The organism is Bacillus cereus group sp. MYBK139-1, assembly GCF_051916915.1.
In the GTDB taxonomy this organism is placed as follows: Bacteria; Bacillota; Bacilli; order Bacillales; family Bacillaceae_G; genus Bacillus_A; species Bacillus_A pacificus.
The window spans coordinates 359128-374849 of record NZ_JBQAHO010000002.1 but is presented as its reverse complement, the minus strand read 5'-3'; the positions used below and the strand labels follow the sequence as shown (position 1 = coordinate 374849).

Sequence of the window (15722 nt, the reverse complement as noted above, 5' to 3'; positions counted from 1 at the left end):
TTACCACCATAGCTTTCGCTACCAGCAATTACTGTTTGTAGTCTGGACTATATCTTCACCATTTCAGGTGCGACACGTGTAGTCTCTACGGAACCTCACGATGATTTTCATCATACTTCAGAGTCTTTACCATTAAGTTTCACTTAATCATTCAAAACTCCTTAATCTTTTTCAAGATCGTAAGTTTCCTCGGTATTACCATCAGCCGAACTGTTAAGGCTTCACCGATATAGTGTCGTCCACTTTATAGGTTCTTGTTTCCCTATAAAGGCTCCTATTTTTCTTGAAGGCCGTTGCTCTATCCTGCTGAGCTACTGGGACATGGAGCGGGTGAAGAGAATCGAACTCTCGACCAGAGCTTGGAAGGCTCTTGTTTTACCACTAAACTACACCCGCATATGTTATTTTATTTTCATTCGTTAGCGCCGTTGCCCTATCGACAATATTTATTATATGTATAACCATACATAAAGTCAACACCTTTTTTAAAAGAGGATAATTTTTCTTATCCTCTTTTAAAAACTGCTTGTTCAACTAGCTGTCCGTCTAGTGTTTCAAAACGAACTTCCATTTGATTTTCATCCATTTCTAATAAAGCAAATGTCTTTTCTACACGCTGACGCGGTAATAAAATACTGCCTGGATTAATAAATAAGACGCCGTCGATTAATTCCGCACCTAATACGTGAGAGTGTCCGAAGCATGCAACTTGCGCCCCTACCTCTTCAGCACGGTACACTAATGTTTGTAACGTCATTTTCACGTTATGACGATGTCCGTGCACAACTATGAAACGAATACCATCTACATCCGTTACAATTTCGTCTTGAAAGTTAGCATAATCACAATTCCCTTTTACAACATGGAAACCTTGCAGCTCTTCATGAGCAGGCGTTAGCTCTGAATCACCGCAATGAATCATGATATCTACTTTTCCTTCATACTTCTCTTTTAACTGCTGTAATTCCTTCACAGAGCTATGACTATCGCTTACGATTAAAGCTTTCATCAATCTCTCTCCCTTATTCTCCTAAAAACCATTCAGGGATTTTTTCTTCTAGCTTACGTAGAGCACGTCCGCGGTGACTAATAGCATTTTTCTCATCTGAGCTTAGTTCGGCCATCGCTTTTTTATATTCTTCCACATAAAAAATCGGATCATATCCGAAGCCGTTTTCCCCGCGGCGTTGTTCTAAAATAAACCCTTCGCACGTCCCATTTACAATGACAGGCTTTTTATCCCCTTCAGGGAAAGCCACTGCTAATGCACAGTAGAAACGAGCTTTACGCTTTTCAAACGCTACGTCATTTAATTCTTGTAAAACTTTATCAATATTTGCTTGATCATCTTTCGGCTCTCCAGCAAAACGTGCTGAATACACACCTGGTTTCCCGTTTAAAGCATCTACAATAAGACCTGAATCATCCGCAATTACAATTGCATTCAATTGTCTACTCAAACTGTCCGCTTTTAAGATTGCATTTTCTTCAAATGTTTCACCAGTTTCTTCGACTTCTTCAATATGAGGAAAATCGTGTAATGATTTCACTTCTAAATCAAATCGCTCAAATAACTCAGCAAATTCACGTACTTTCCCCATATTTTTTGTCGCTACAACAACTTGTTTCATACTTTCCACCTCTACTCTATATGAGATACGATGTCACCTAACACTTCTTTTTGCATGTCAATCAGTTGGAAAATGCCTTGTTCCGCAGCATCAAGTAATTCATTTAACTGCGCTCTACTAAACGTCGCTTCTTCTCCAGTTCCTTGCACTTCAACGAACTGACCTTTTCCAGTCATAATCACGTTCATATCAACGTCTGCTTTAGAATCTTCTGCATAGTTTAAATCTAAAACAACACCTTGTTCTTCAACAATTCCTACTGACGTTGCTGCTAAATAATCTTTTACTGGAATTTTAGATACTTTTTCTGCTTGTAATAACTTCTCAAACGCTAATACCATTGCTACATATGCACCTGTAATAGAAGCTGTTCTCGTTCCACCATCCGCTTGAATAACATCACAATCAATCCAAACCGTTCTCTCACCAAGCGCTTCTAAGTCAACTACCGCACGTAATGCTCGTCCAATTAAGCGTTGGATTTCCATTGTACGTCCTGTTACTTTCCCTTTACTCGACTCCCTAATTGTACGTTGTTCTGTCGCACGTGGAATCATCGCGTATTCAGCTGTTACCCAGCCCTTTCCTTCGCCACGCATAAAAGGCGGGACACGCTCTTCAATTGTCGCTGAGCAAATTACCTTTGTATCCCCAACCTCAATTAACACTGATCCTTCTGGATGTTTTAAATAATTCGTATGAATATGTATATGGCGTAATTCTGTTTTCTCTCTACCATCTACTCGCATAAAAATAACCTCCTCATAACTACTTGTTAGTATAGCCAAATTTAAATGTATGATATGTATACAATAAAAGAAGGGGAACCCAAAAAGCAATTCCCCTTTCTTACTTAAGTATATCAAATTATTGGCGATTAAAAACTACCTGTATTCACGTTTTCTGGACGATCTACAGGTTTTATTAACTTTCCGCCCTTTTCATCTATAAGATTCGCTTTACCATTTACTTCAATAGAAACGCTTTTCACGCCTTTCTTTTCTGTTAAAGATAAAACTAATGACTTCAATACGTAATTTGAAATCATATTTTTATCTGGGTTTATAAATATATTTTCATTAAAGTTTAATGTAAGATTTCCATCTTGTAATTTCGGATTCGTAATCAGCTTAACTCCTGGATTGAAATCGTTCAGAAGAGATTGATGAATCGGTCCTTTTACAAGTTCATCTACAATTGCTGCATAATCATTTTCTTTTCCTTCTACAACGCGGCGTGTTACTGGTACGTAGTATTGCTGTTTATTATTATTTTGTGCCATAAAATAAAGTGTTACTGGTTTTGTATTTGTTACATCCGCTACTTGCTCATCATCGAAGTTAATACCGTTCGCACGGCTCACCCCTTCACCAAGCGGTGTACCACCAACAGGCATCTTCGCTAATTTTTCACCATTTATTTGGAACTGCACTTGTTTTATTTCTTTAAATTGCGTCAACGTCCATGCAATAGATTCAACGATTTGACGTTCTTCCTCTTTTGCATAGTTTTTCATTTCTTTAGAAAAATCAATGACTGCCGTCCCATCTTTTTTCAAGTTTAGGGTCATCGATGTATTCGCTGGAATGACTGCACGGAACCCATTCGGTAACAAATTCGTTACCGGTCCATCTTTCACAAGGTACTCTAACGTTTGCTGAATAACCTCATTTGCTTTCGGAGTAGGTATAGCTAACGTTTGCGGTACAACATAGCCATTTTTATCAACAAGGTATAGTTCTCTATTCACCGTTTGTCCTTGCTTATCTTTCTTAGATACTTCTTTCTTTCCACCCTCTGTATACGTAACTTGTTTTGGTGGATCAATTTGCTCCGTTGCTTTCTCTTGATTTATAAAGCCACACCCTGTTAGTAAAACAGCGCTCACAGTAGCACCAACAACCCATTTAAAAGTGGATTTAGGCATGCCATTCCCCCCTAAAATCTAAGTTTGTACTATTATGTATACGAGCTGTTTCATGTTTTAGAACAAGCTGTGCTCCCTATAAACAAAAAAACTCCTGATTTCTCAGGAGTCCACTTATATGAATTCTATTATTATTCTTTTTCTAAATAAATATGTTTCACATTTTCAATCGGTTGACCGAACCATTTTGATGCAATTTCTTTAAATAGACCTATTTTCCCTGTTGTTAAGAAGAGATGATCACTTTGTTCCTCTCCCTCATTCAACATTTTACTATGGTATAAAATGGTACTTACTTCACGCGCCGTTTCATCACCAGAACTAATGAGTTGCACTTTATCTCCCATTACTTGTTTAATAACAGGACCTAAAATTGGATAATGTGTACAGCCTAAAATAAGCGTATCAATATCAGTGTTTTTCAGCGGTTGCAACGTTTCTCTTACAACTTCATACGCCATTTCACTTTCGAAATTACCGCTCTCTACAAGCTCAACAAAAGGTGGACACGCTAAACTTTCTACCATAACACGATTATTAATAGACTTTAACGCTTCTTCGTATGCACCACTTTTCACCGTTCCAATCGTTCCAATAATCCCAACATGATACGTGTTTGTCATTTTTAAAGCTGTACGTGATCCTGGATGAATAACTCCTACCACTGGAATTGGTAATTGTTTCTGCATCTCTTCTAATACAACTGCAGTTGCTGTATTACATGCAATAACTAACATTTTGATATTTAAACCTAGTAAATGCTCCGTCATTTCCCACGTAAATTGACGCACTTCTTCTCGAGAACGTGGACCATAAGGGCAACGTGCTGTATCCCCTAAATATATAATGCGCTCTTTCGGCAACTGACGAATTAATTCCTTCGCCACTGTTAAACCGCCAACTCCTGAATCGATAACACCGATTGCTCTATTCAACTTCATCACCCGTTTTCTCATTCATCATCTTATTTTATCATTATATTTTTCACACTTTAAGTTCGCTCACTTAAACTGCTTCTATATGAAAATTTTCATTTGTACCTGTATAGACTAGGACCTTTTTTATTTTGCTCCTTTTTTTCATAATTTGCAAGACAGAAAAACAACCGACCTTCTATATGAAAGTCGGTTTCTTCTATAATAAAGTACATCTTTAATGCTCCATCTTTTTTTGGAAAGAAGACATTCCTATTAATAAGAAAAAATGGGCAGAAATTAACATGACGATTAAAATAAAATTGAAACGATAACTATTTGTAGATTCCATAATTTTGCTCGCAACAGCTGGTCCAAATGCCATACCGAAAAAGTTAATTAAATTATATAAGCCAAGACCGACTCCAACTTTAGCTGCATGTAATGTTTTCGGTATAAATGTGTTCAATGATACTTGAATGGCAGAATAACTCATAAATGTCAAAATAATCGCCAATACAATAACGACTATACTTCCATTCGGAATAAACCCTAAAATTAAAAAGCCAACAATCATAATGACAGACGCTACATAAATTATATTCACGTTTCCAAACGAAGGGACAATCTTTCCAGTAATAAAACTAGACACAATACCAAAGAGTGATGCAACAAATAATACAATTCCGATAACAAACGGAGACAATCCGTGCTCTCTTCCTAACAGTAATGGCAACAATAATAAATTAGCACATAACGCCACATTAATTATAAATCCGACTGTTATTAAACGAAGAAATGCTTTGTTCGAAAACAACTCAATATCGATAAATGGATGCTCCGCTTTCTTCATACGAACCGTGAATAAAAATAAAGAAATTATCGATAACACAAATAGCCAACTATTCATATTGACACCTAATAAAACAGTCGTAATGAATGCAAATAGTAACGCCGCTCCAATGTAATCAAAATGAAACGCTTCATCCGTGTGCCGTGCTTCTTCTGGCATAAATTTTATAAGCAAGAAAATCCCCACTACTGAAATAACCATAAATAAAAATAAATATGGCCACCCTAGTGTATTTGTAATAGCCCCGCCAACTAAAGGGCCAATACCTACTGCTAATGCAATAGAAGAACTAATCATCGCTAACGCACCAGGCTTCTTATGAGGAACAACTAATTTGGCCACTGCAATCATACTAAGCGCAATAAACGCTGCACCCCCGCTCGCTTGCACTAATCTTGCAAGAATGGTAATCACATAAGATTGATTCATAAATCCAATAATAGAACCCACTACAAATATGATAATCGAAATAATTAATAGTTTTTTTACACTGTAACGATCAGCAAGCTTCCCATATATCATTGAACCAATACCGACAACTAAAGAATAACCTACTACAACCCAACTTACTTTCGATTGACTAATAGATAAATCATGAGCAATATCCTCTAACGCAACATTAAATAAAACCGCATTCATCGGTCCCAATAAAACGATAAAACATAATGTGAAAACAAACCATTTTGAATGGTTACTTATATCTTTCCCCATGTGTAACACCTCTCCTGATTGTAGTAATTGAAAACGAAAAATGAAGTTGTTTAGCTCTTCTATTATCACTAGACAACTTCATCAAATGTATAAATGTATCGCGCGACAAATTGAATTCGAAACGAAACATGTACGTTGTTCGATATTCATGGAACTATCATAGTTTCAGCATTACAGTTTGTCAACGAAAAATATACAAAGTAAACTAATTTAGTGTTTTTAGTTTACTTTGTTCAAAAATTGTTATACACTAATTTCGAATCCGATATAAGGAGGACTGACACGGTTATTCAAATTTGCAATTTCTAACTTAATAAAATAATGAACTTGTATATAGAAGAAACATTACAGGAGGATTATGATGAAGAAAAAAATGTTAGTTGTATTAACAAGCGTTGAAAAATATCCAAATTTAAATCGAGCTACTGGCCTTTGGCTTGGTGAAGCTGTTCATTTCGTAAAAAAAGTTGAAGAAGCTGGTTACGAAGTAGATTATGTTAGCCCACAAGGTGGTTATACACCGATTGATCCGCATAGTTTAGCAATGGCGGAGAGCATCGATTGGGAATGGTATCAAAAGAAAGAATTTATGAATCGCCTCGGTTCTACACTGAAACCGAGTGAGGTGAATCCGGAAGACTATGCTGTTATTTATTACGCAGGTGGTCACGGTGTGATTTGGGACTTCCCTGAAAATAAAGAACTCCAAATGATTAGCCGTAGCATTTATGAAAATGGCGGAATTGTTTCCTCTGTTTGTCATGGAGCTGCTGGTTTATTTCATATTACATTAAGTAATGGAGAACGTTTAATTAGTGGTAAAAAAGTAACAGGATTCTCAAATGAAGAGGAAAAACTAGCTGAATTAGATCAATTCGTTCCATTTTTAACAGAAGATGAACTTATTAAAAATGGAGGACTTTACGAAAAAGCTACGCAGCCTTGGGAAGCTTTTGCTGTAGAAGATGACCGTGTTATCACTGGTCAAAACCCGGCTTCAGGTGGTCCAGTAGCCGAATTAGTATTGCAACACATAAACAAATAACATGTAATAAAAAAGCAGATTTTCCATTCATATAGGAAAATCTGCTTTTTTACGAAATCATTTGCAAAATAGCCATAACTTCTTTTTCAATTTCCGAATCATCAATTGCTTCTATATACTCCGGTTTAAACAGTTGGTATTTCTTTAATTGATAAAAATCAAGTATCGCTTTTTTTAACGTAATATCGTACTGAATGCAAAAAGAATGATCTATTATACGTCTTAACATCACATCATCTTGCACCATAAATAATTGTGCGTTCATTTTATTAAAGTAACCTTGTTCCATACCCGCTTCAAAAAACATTTGCAAATTATGATTACGATTTTGTTGTGCAGCGACTAACTGATCAGATAAGTGCGGATATGCCTCTTTCAAATCCTGTAAAAAGACATCTGAAATATACGTCACACATTTTAAAGAGTGAATAAACGTCTTTTGGAAACGTTCTGCAAAAGACATACTTTCATCTTGATTATCCGCATCCCCTTCAAGAAGGTAGTTCATAAAATCTTCTACCACAGCTTCAATAATCTCATCTTTTGAAGAAAAACGTTTATATAAAGTAGCTTTACTAATATCCATATACTTCGCAATTTCATCTATTTTCAATTGACTAAAACTCGTTTTTCTAATAACGGGCTTTATTTTATTAATATAAGTATTTGCACACGCAACTTTTCTCATTAAAAGAGCCTCCCCTTTTGTCCATACAAAATAGTATAGCAAATTCACGATTAATTATAAATGAAGTCATTATACTCGATACATCTTTTTAGTTTAAGTGGTTTTCAATTTACACTATAGAAAAAATGCCCGCTACCTTTATGAGTAACGAGCACTTTCTCTATAATTTATTTACAGCTCTTCTTATAGCTTTCCCTATTTCCATACTAGACTGCGGATTTTGCCCTGTAATTAAACGCCCATCTACTACGACGTGCGGCGTAAAGTTTGGAGCAACATAAAACAAAGCCCCTTCTTCTTTCAATTTACTTTCTAACAAAAACGGCACTCGCTTTTCTAAATGTACAGCTTTTTCCTCATCATTTGTATAACCTGTTATATGCTTACCCGCACTAAAAAACGAGCCGTCCTTATTTTTCACACCGACTAAGGAACTTACTCCGTGACAAACAGCCGCTACAATTCGGTTGTTGTTGTACATATTCACAATTAAATTTGCAACATATGGATTACCTGGAAAATCTACAATCGCCCCGTGTCCACCACCAAATAAAACTGCATCATAATCCGAAAAATGAACCGTTGAGATCGGCTTCGTATTTTGCAATAAAGAAGCGACATGCTTAAATTCACGAGGTATCCCGTTCGGAATAGAAACTCTATCAATCGGCACTCTACCGCCCTGTATCGACACAATATCAACATCGAACTTAGCCTTTTTAAACAAATTATAAGGAGCTGCGAGCTCTTCCAGCCACAAACCAGTCGGGTGTCCATTCATATCATGAGCGCTTGTTGAAACTAACAATATCCTTTTCAACATATCCCCTCCTTACTACCTATTTATGTATGGAGTGTTCTTATCATTCATATAGCAAGCGAAAAAAACGAGAACAACTAGCTGACCTTTTTTATAAAAGTCGGCTTATTGTTCTCGTTTGAATTCTTTCATACAAAGATGTTCACAACCTGATAACTTTATCTCCAGCGCCACGCAATCGTGTTATCCTCCATATGAATAGCAGGTATATCAATCCCTAAATACCGCTGAGCATCCTCATCAAAAATAGCCCAATTTTCTTCATATAAAAATTCAGGGTCTATGCTTTCAAAATCAAATATACTATCTTCGTCTACCATCTCACGAAAATATTTTTGGAAAAGTTTACTATTCTCGAATAAACGAATTGTTCCATACATCCATGGCATGTCTCCAAAAATATCTTTAATTTCACCTATCTCCATACCCTTAAAATACAACTTCATATGTGCACCTTCTTATTTATAAATGACAAAAATACCTATCCTGCATACCTCATCATGTTCTAAAACAGTTATTTTAACATTTCTTCCTGAAACATATCTTCCCTCTCCAAGTCTGAGATACCTTTTTTAATTCAAAATATAAGCAAAAAAATAGCCGACTCTTTTATAAAAGTCGGCTTTCTTTTTATAACTCGAGCTCTCCCATGCGAAGAAGCTCAACAACTGCTTGTGAACGTCCTTTAACCCCTAGCTTTTGCATTGCGTTTGAGATGTGGTTACGAACTGTCTTTTCACTGATAAAAAGTTCACCTGCAATTTCCTTCGTTGTTTTATCTTGAACCAGTAATTCAAATACTTCTCTCTCTCTCTTTGTGAGTAAAGGTTTAGATTGATACGCTTTTTCCTTCAACTGGTATAACCCTCCTTGCTTAAGCCAGAGCTGTGTATGTGTAAGTTGGGTGTTTATTTAGTCAAGATATTGTATGAACGAAATGTGCGGGTGGTGAATGAAAATGGGCTTTATTTCACATGTTATTTTAGACTTTTATACAGTGCAGACACTCCTTGCATCCACTCACTTTTCAGTACGCCATATTTGTTCTAGCAATATACTTACAACAGTACCTACAAATAAACCATTTCCAAATATATATTGCATAACAGATGGCAATGATTGGAGCGCTCCAGACGGTAGAAACATAACGCCGCTGCCAAATAATACTGCAACGCCTAAAATTGTTACATTCCTTTCATTAAGCTCCACTTGTTTTATATTATTGAATCCAATTCCAATTAGCTGTACGAATGAAGCCATTAAAACCGCAGAAGCGACAGCGGATGGTAAAGATGCTAAATAACGAATAATACTTGGGAACATCGACATTACGACTAGTAACATACATGCTAGTAAGAACGAGCGTATATATTTTTGTTTCGTTAAACGTATAAATCCTGCCGTTGCTGGTAACGGCACGACACCTACAGTTGAAAATGCAGAAGAAATGATATGTGAAATCCCTCCAACCCACGTACCATCCTTCAACTGTTTCCGCTCAATAGTCCCTTTTTGAATGGTAACTTGATTAATTGCTATAATCGCCGCCACTGTATTTGAAACTAAAATACATACCATAACGAAACTCGATACAGCCATACCTGTATTCCATTTTGGAAGTCCCCAAGCAAATATTTGCGGAAGTTGCACAAAATGAGTTACTTGAGCTGGAATTGTCACTTTTCCTGCAATGAGAAAAAGAATCCATCCACTAATTAATCCTATTAAAACTGCATAACTTTTGACAAAACCTTTTCCAAAATTAGATAGTATAATAACGAACAGAAATATACTAAAAGCGATCATTGCTGTAAATCCATCGATTTGAGAAACAGTAGCAGTAATTCCTAGCATTCCTTTTAAAAATACACCGCTTAATTGTAAGCATAATAAAAGTAAAAACGTCCCTGTCACAAGCGGCGTAAACAAAAATAAAATACGTCCGATAAAACCAGTTACACCTAACCCTATTAAAATAACACCAGAAATTATCATTCCTAATTCTAAAATTTGCAATGTACTATGTAATTGATCTTGTCCGGCCGTTGCGTAAGCAAGTACGGTAAATACTCCAACCCAAGATCCAGCTGGCCCATCCGCAATTGGCAGTCTATGCCCAACCCACCCTTGTAAAAAAGATGATATACCAACTACAAAAAATGTACGCTGCATTAAATAAAATATTTCTTCCGTCGTAAGATGAAATAATCCGCCAACGACAATTGGTAGTGCAATTGAATTCGCTAATAAAAAGATAAACCATTGCAAAGTTCCCATAATATGATTTTGGTTATGTTGATTGTCCAAATTTTTCATCCCTTCTAGCTTCCTATAAAAAATATATTGTAAGAATAAAAAAGAAGGGTTCTCTACTCACCATTAGAACCCTCCTCAAAACATTTAAACGATTCTTTTACACAAGATTATTTAATTTAACCTCACTTAAACTTCCAACAACAATATTTCCTTTATGCACGACTAAATTCTTCTCTGTTTGACGCGCTACTGCTTCAGCGACGCATGTTGCATTCGTCAAAACAAAACTCGCTTCATCCCCTACATTCGGCCAAGCTCGCTTCCCTTCACTGTTTAACGTTTCTTTTCCTCCCGTAATAAAGCGAAGTGCTTTTCCTAACGATCTTTCATCACTCCATCCAAAACGTTCCGCTAATCGATTTGCCTTTTGCAACATATCACCTGTTCCAAACGGTGACCAATGATCTGTAATACTATCATTCCCTAACGAAACTTTCACACCTTTTTTATCTAATAACGGAATTGGTATTACTTGTTTCCCAATTGGTACTGTTGAAGTAATATCAATATGTAAAGTTGCTAGTCTTTCCGCCACTTCTTCAGCTTCTTTATCTGTAACACCACCAAGTCCAAGCGCATGACTAATCGTTACGCGACCTTGCCATCCCGCTTCTTCTGTTAAACTTGCCAATCTCTTCATCGTAAACGTCCCAAGATTATTCGCATCATGCAGATGAATATCAACGTCCGCATTAAATTCTACTGCGATATCCATAATGGTATGTAATGATTTTTCAATATCATTATCCACTGTAGCTGGATCCACTCCACCGACTAGATGCGCACCCATACGCATCGCATCTTTCACAAGTTGCACAGAATTACTGCGCAATAATCCATGTTGCGGAAAAGCAACAATTCTACCAGAAACCTGTTTTTTTATATGTTTCCAACGCCGCTAACGTCGCCTCCAAATTACCAAGTCCAATAATCGGATCAACATTACAATGCGTTCTTATATTCGTTGCACCATTTTGAAGCAATAACGCTAGCATATTTTCCGCCCTATCTTGAGCAGTTGCTAATTGCTTCGGCAAAATTTCCTCTTCTTCATGAAAACGTGTAAAAATACTTTCTGCTGGCATACAAGCTTTCCAAGGACCACTATAATATGTTTTATCAATATGAATATGCATCTCTTCGAAAGCAGGCAAAATTAATAAACGATTGGCATCAAAAATTGATGCCCCTTCCTCTTGAATAGCCCCTGTTATCATTTTTTTAATTCTTCCATCTTCAATGAGTAAACTACATAATTCTGTTTCTGTTTGAGAAATTCTACCCTCTTCATATGTATACCCTGATTCAAGCATTACATTAGTCAGCCAATATACTGTCATCTCTATTCCTCCCACCCTTTATTGAAACTCACCTCATGATATAATTTTAATATCCACTGAAAATTAAGACAATTAATACGACTGTTTCCTAAAAAAAATGTAATACAACCTCATAGTCTTCTCATAAATTTCCATATAGAATAGAAGTATATAGCTTGTCATAAAAAGGAGTGGATTGGAAGATGTCAAAAAGGTTATGTAAATCCGAAACTGATAAAATGCTATTTGGTATATGCGGTGGTTTAGGAGAATATTTTGATATTAGCTCTACTCTCATTCGCATACTTTGGGTCATTGCTGTTTTATGTTTTGGGACGGGGTTTTTAGTTTATTTTATTTGTTTATTACTTATGCCACGCTCTTACTAATAACTTTCTTTCATATATTTGAGCATAGCGTATACAAAATCCCCTATAGATTTTTCTATAGGGGATTTTTTCATGAAGAATATTTCATCGTTAAATGTAATACCGCCACTTCATCTTCTTCATTCTTATAACTATGTTTCTTATTCGCTTCAAATTGAATCGAGTCAAACTCATTTAATTCGTATACATCGCTTTCTACTTGAATCGATACTTTCCCTTTCATTACCGTTACAAGCTCAATAGCACCTTCATGATGCGCTTCTGGTTCATATATACTATTCGATCGTAAACAAGCACGGTGCATTTCCATCCCCGTTTCTTTCGTATAACGGAACATTGTTTCTAAATGCCATGCTTGTCCTACATCTACTGCAAATCCTTCTCCGCAGCGCGCAACAGCTACAGGTTCTCCAACAACCATCAATCTTGATAAAGGAATTGATAATCCTTTCGTTATTTTCCAAATGACAGCTAACGTCGGATTCGTTTCACCTCTTTCAATCTTTCCTAACGTTAATTTACTAACTCCTGTTTTTTGAGCTAATTCTTCTAAACTTAATTTTTGCTCATTTCGAATTTGCCTTAATAACTGACCTACTTGCTGAATGACTTCTTTCGTTTGCATATCTTCATGTTCTTTCATCTATAAAACCACCTTAAAATATAAAATAGTTTACTTTTATAATAATAAAGTATATTATACTATACATATTATTCAAATTTCGAAAGGAGTGCTATACTTCATGCGCGCAATTTTATTAGGCCTTTTATCATCAGCCTTTTTTTCCGCAACCTTTATTATTAATCGAGCGATGAATGTATCTGGAACGAGCTGGGCTTGGACAGCTTCCTTCCGCTTTTTATTCGCTCTCCCTATTTTATTCCTTATCGTTTTATTTCGCAAAAACTTAAGGGGGTTATGGGAAGAATTAAAGAAACATCCATTGGCTTGGATCGGGTGGGGGTCTGTTGCTGGTATAGGTTTCTATTCTTTATTAAGTTTTGCAGCTGTCTTTTCTCCCGCTTGGCTCGTTGCTGGAACTTGGCAAGTTACTATATTAGCAGGCTTACTACTCTCGCCATTATTTTTCGTTAAAATAGAAACAAAATCAGGTACGAAACTTGTACGCGGAAAAATTCCACTTCGTAGTTTATATGTCGCATTATTTATTTTACTTGGTGTAATTTGTATGCAAGCAACTGCAGCAGGTCACATTACAATGACTCAGTTCATTTCAGGATTTTTACCTGTCGTGTTAGCTGCTTTCTTATATCCATTCGGTAACCGAAAAATGATGGAACTTGTTGGCGGGCGTCTTGATACATTCCAACGTGTATTAGGAATGGCAATAGGCAGTCTTCCTATAACAATTTTACTTGGTATATACGGATTTTCTACTACAGGTATTCCAACATCAAACCAAATGCTGCAAGGATTTTTGTTAGCATTATGTTCTGGCGTTATAGCGACAATGACATTTTTCTTCGCTACTGACTTAGCCAAAGATAATCTCGCTCTACTTGGAGCTGTTGAAGCAACGCAAGCTGGAACGATGGTCTTTACCGTGCTTGGCGAAATTGTTTTCTTGAATGGTTCATTTCCTGGTGGGCTTTCCCTACTTGGAATGATTATTATTATGTTAGGAATGGTTGCAAATAGCATTTTAAATCGTTCTGTTCCAGTCGTTAAACAGAAAAAAACAGCATAAAAAAAGAGTATGGTTCTGTGACAAAGAACCATACTCTTTTTTTATTGTCCCCCTATTGCGCCTTATCAGAATAGTATTTCATTAACGGTTTATACTAAAACCTATGTTATAATACGGTTCATGCGCAACAATAGGAGGTAAATTATGTTAAAAAAAGCAATCGCTGAATTTATTGGTACATTTGTACTAGTATTATTCGGAACTGGAGTAGCTGTCATTGGCGGCGGAATTGAAGGAATTGGAACATTAGGAATCGCTATGGCTTTCGGTCTATCTATTGTGGCTATGGCATATAGCATCGGAACAATTTCTGGATGTCACATTAACCCAGCAGTATCAGTAGCTATGTTCATCAATAAAAGAATGAACGCTATGGAACTTTGTTATTATGTATTAGCTCAAATTTTAGGTGCTTTATTAGGAACTGCAACGTTAGTAACAATTTTAAAATCTGCTAAAACACCTTTAGATAATTTAGGTCAAAACGGTTTTGGAACTCTTGGTTTATCTGGAGCATTTCTAGTTGAATTTATTTTAACTTTCGTATTCATTTTAGTAATCGTTGCTGTAACAGGTAAAAAAGGAAGTTCTTCTCTAGCAGGATTAGTAATTGGTTTCACATTAGTTTTAGTTCACTTATTAGGTATTCCGTTAACTGGAACTTCTGTTAACCCCGCTCGTAGTATCGCACCAGCTTTATTTGCTGGCGGAGAAGCACTTTCTCAACTATGGGTATTCATCATCGCACCAATTCTTGGTGGTATCGTAGCAGCTATCGTAGGTAAATTCATTTTAAATACTGAAAAATAAAATTTTCAATATTTCTAAATAAAAAAGGCGAGCCCTCATTATGAGGATGCTCGCTTTTTTACTCTTTCATTTTAGACTTTAAATTTGTAACTAATTGATCTACTGTTACATTTGCAAGTACATTTTCCATCGCTTCTTGCGCTTGCATTAAAATAATTTCTAATACTGATTGAATATTAGCTCCTACTGGACATTCAATGTTGGGATTTTCATGGAAGGAAAATAGCTGTCCTTCTTCTACAACTTCCACTGCTTTATATACATCAAGTAATGTAATTTCTTCTAAATCACGAGCAAGTGTCGTACCACCTTTACCAGCTTGTACATCAACAAGTCCTGCTCTCTTCAACATTCCTGTAATGCGACGAATCACAACTGGATTTGTATTCACACTACCGGCAATCCATTCAGAGGTACAGCGAGAGTTTCGATCTATCGCAAGTAATGTCAACATATGAACACCTACTGTAAAACGACTACTAATTCCCATCTGCACACCCTCCTTTTTATTCATTCTATTAAAAGACGACTCTTATTATTATATACTATTTTTAATTTATACATAAAGAAAAAGCATGATTTCAACAGGA

Annotated in this window: 17 protein-coding genes, 1 tRNA gene and 1 pseudogene; 4 read left to right on the top strand and 15 right to left on the bottom strand. The window is 36.2% G+C overall.

Features of this window, described 5'->3' with window-relative positions:
* Positions 1–322: 322 nt before the first annotated feature.
* From ACTFRS_RS13065 to ACTFRS_RS13035, 7 genes are all read right to left on the bottom strand, one after another.
* Positions 323–396, bottom strand: a tRNA-Gly gene (locus ACTFRS_RS13065).
* 109 nt (positions 397–505) lie between these two features.
* Positions 506–1009 carry a metallophosphoesterase gene (locus ACTFRS_RS13060; protein WP_440024869.1) on the bottom strand — a complete coding sequence of 168 codons (504 nt, stop codon included), beginning with the start codon at positions 1007–1009 and terminating at the stop codon, positions 506–508.
* A gap of 13 nt (positions 1010–1022) precedes the next feature.
* A complete protein-coding gene (locus tag ACTFRS_RS13055; RefSeq protein WP_000815935.1) occupies positions 1023–1631 on the bottom strand; it encodes an XTP/dITP diphosphatase in 609 nt (202 codons plus the stop codon).
* 11 nt (positions 1632–1642) lie between these two features.
* A complete protein-coding gene (gene rph, locus ACTFRS_RS13050; RefSeq protein ID WP_001261766.1) occupies positions 1643–2380 on the bottom strand; it encodes a ribonuclease PH in 738 nt (245 codons plus the stop codon).
* A 128-nt stretch (positions 2381–2508) separates the two neighbouring features.
* The gene (gerM, locus tag ACTFRS_RS13045; protein WP_001126762.1) at positions 2509–3558 is read right to left on the bottom strand and encodes a spore germination protein GerM; all 1050 of its coding nucleotides are present in this window, start codon (positions 3556–3558) and stop codon (positions 2509–2511) included.
* Between the two features lie 131 nt (positions 3559–3689).
* On the bottom strand, positions 3690–4499 hold the full coding sequence (gene racE / locus ACTFRS_RS13040; protein WP_440024872.1) for a glutamate racemase: 810 nt from the start codon (positions 4497–4499) through the stop codon (positions 3690–3692).
* Positions 4500–4710: 211 nt separating this feature from the next.
* A complete protein-coding gene (locus ACTFRS_RS13035) occupies positions 4711–6036 on the bottom strand; it encodes an MFS transporter (protein WP_139866504.1) in 1326 nt (441 codons plus the stop codon).
* Positions 6037–6397: 361 nt separating this feature from the next.
* On the opposite strand from ACTFRS_RS13035, the gene ACTFRS_RS13030 reads away from it, so the two are divergent.
* On the top strand, positions 6398–7081 hold the full coding sequence (locus tag ACTFRS_RS13030; RefSeq protein WP_139866503.1) for a type 1 glutamine amidotransferase domain-containing protein: 684 nt from the start codon (positions 6398–6400) through the stop codon (positions 7079–7081).
* Positions 7082–7130: 49 nt separating this feature from the next.
* Here the strand turns inward: ACTFRS_RS13030 and ACTFRS_RS13025 are convergent, their stop codons facing one another.
* The 6 genes and pseudogenes from ACTFRS_RS13025 to ACTFRS_RS13000 form a co-directional block, all read right to left on the bottom strand.
* On the bottom strand, positions 7131–7769 hold the full coding sequence (locus ACTFRS_RS13025; RefSeq protein WP_001233021.1) for a TetR/AcrR family transcriptional regulator: 639 nt from the start codon (positions 7767–7769) through the stop codon (positions 7131–7133).
* A 160-nt stretch (positions 7770–7929) separates the two neighbouring features.
* The gene (locus tag ACTFRS_RS13020) at positions 7930–8592 is read right to left on the bottom strand and encodes a type 1 glutamine amidotransferase domain-containing protein (protein ID WP_139866502.1); all 663 of its coding nucleotides are present in this window, start codon (positions 8590–8592) and stop codon (positions 7930–7932) included.
* Between the two features lie 155 nt (positions 8593–8747).
* Positions 8748–9035: a hypothetical protein gene (locus ACTFRS_RS13015; RefSeq protein ID WP_139866501.1), complete on the bottom strand. Its 288-nt coding sequence runs from the start codon at positions 9033–9035 to the stop codon at positions 8748–8750.
* Between the two features lie 184 nt (positions 9036–9219).
* Positions 9220–9444: a spore germination transcription factor GerE gene (gene gerE, locus ACTFRS_RS13010; RefSeq protein WP_000659484.1), complete on the bottom strand. Its 225-nt coding sequence runs from the start codon at positions 9442–9444 to the stop codon at positions 9220–9222.
* A 165-nt stretch (positions 9445–9609) separates the two neighbouring features.
* Positions 9610–10905, bottom strand: coding sequence for a purine/pyrimidine permease (locus tag ACTFRS_RS13005; RefSeq protein ID WP_440024876.1), 1296 nt, complete (start codon positions 10903–10905; stop codon positions 9610–9612).
* A 97-nt stretch (positions 10906–11002) separates the two neighbouring features.
* A pseudogene (locus ACTFRS_RS13000) lies at positions 11003–12245 on the bottom strand (amidohydrolase family protein).
* Between the two features lie 182 nt (positions 12246–12427).
* Between ACTFRS_RS13000 and ACTFRS_RS12995 the strand changes: the two are divergent.
* Positions 12428–12613, top strand: coding sequence for a PspC domain-containing protein (locus ACTFRS_RS12995; RefSeq protein ID WP_000044337.1), 186 nt, complete (start codon positions 12428–12430; stop codon positions 12611–12613).
* 70 nt (positions 12614–12683) lie between these two features.
* Here ACTFRS_RS12995 and ACTFRS_RS12990 read toward each other — a convergent pair whose 3' ends face one another.
* A complete protein-coding gene (locus tag ACTFRS_RS12990; RefSeq protein ID WP_000658051.1) occupies positions 12684–13256 on the bottom strand; it encodes a helix-turn-helix domain-containing protein in 573 nt (190 codons plus the stop codon).
* Between the two features lie 100 nt (positions 13257–13356).
* Between ACTFRS_RS12990 and ACTFRS_RS12985 the strand changes: the two genes are divergently transcribed.
* Positions 13357–14322, top strand: coding sequence for a DMT family transporter (locus tag ACTFRS_RS12985; RefSeq protein WP_242294162.1), 966 nt, complete (start codon positions 13357–13359; stop codon positions 14320–14322).
* Between the two features lie 144 nt (positions 14323–14466).
* The gene (locus tag ACTFRS_RS12980; RefSeq protein ID WP_139866497.1) at positions 14467–15132 is read left to right on the top strand and encodes an MIP/aquaporin family protein; all 666 of its coding nucleotides are present in this window, start codon (positions 14467–14469) and stop codon (positions 15130–15132) included.
* A gap of 58 nt (positions 15133–15190) precedes the next feature.
* On the opposite strand, the gene ACTFRS_RS12975 is transcribed toward ACTFRS_RS12980, so the two are convergent.
* Positions 15191–15622: an Rrf2 family transcriptional regulator gene (locus tag ACTFRS_RS12975; protein ID WP_000512998.1), complete on the bottom strand. Its 432-nt coding sequence runs from the start codon at positions 15620–15622 to the stop codon at positions 15191–15193.
* Between the last annotated feature and the right edge of the window lie 100 nt (positions 15623–15722).